This window comes from Clostridium sp. LS (assembly GCF_002760435.1).
Lineage (GTDB): Bacteria > Bacillota > Clostridia > Clostridiales > Clostridiaceae > Clostridium.
The window spans coordinates 1-710 of the sequence record NZ_AUUU01000191.1 but is presented as its reverse complement, the minus strand read 5'-3'; the positions used below and the strand labels follow the sequence as shown (position 1 = coordinate 710).

The 710-nt window shown below is 29.3% G+C and carries 1 protein-coding gene and 1 pseudogene; both read right to left on the bottom strand.

Features of this window, described 5'->3' with window-relative positions:
• On the bottom strand, positions 1-473 hold a 473-nt coding region (lgt, locus tag COL3_RS25910; RefSeq protein ID WP_099716765.1), incomplete at its 3' end, for a prolipoprotein diacylglyceryl transferase.
• Positions 474-486: 13 nt separating this feature from the next.
• Positions 487-710 (bottom strand): annotated as a pseudogene (locus tag COL3_RS25905) (sugar kinase); the annotation flags it as partial.

Genomic DNA, 710 nt, shown 5'->3' with positions numbered 1-710 from the left:
TTTTGAATAAACATTGGAAAATGTTTAATAAATTCATAACTTACTGCATCTCCATGGGCTTCTTGGTTAAAGAAATTTCCCCATCTTCCCAAGGCTTGAGCTAAAATAATTGAAGGAGCTGCAACATCTGCAAATTTAATAAAACTTAATTTTTTAATTTTTGTATATATTAAAGCTGTTGATAATGCAAAAATAAGCCCTCCATGTATAGCGAGTCCGCCATTTCTTATATTAAATGCCTCAATAATATTATTTTTATAGTTATCAAATTCAAATATTACATAGTAAAATCTTGCACCAATTATACCAATTGGAAGAGATAACAGTACAACATTAAATAAATGATCATAGTTAACATCTCTCCACTTACAATTGTAATTTGCTAAAAATATTCCTAGTGCCATTCCTGTTGCAATTAATATACCATACCATCTTACGTCAAATCCCCCAATTGAAAATGCTGTTGGATTCATAATTTACACTTCCTTATCTTCTAGTTTTAATTTTTTCTATAACCATGGCACAAGCTCCTACTGCTATAGATGTATCTTCAAAATATCCCCCATCGCTAAAGAGAATATTTGTATTTTTTATATGACATTTTTGCAGAGCAATTTCTGTTGCTGTATCATAAAACAGCTTTGAATATTGAACTAATGGACCACTTAAAATTATCAGCTCTGGATTAAACAACTTTATATAATTTGAAA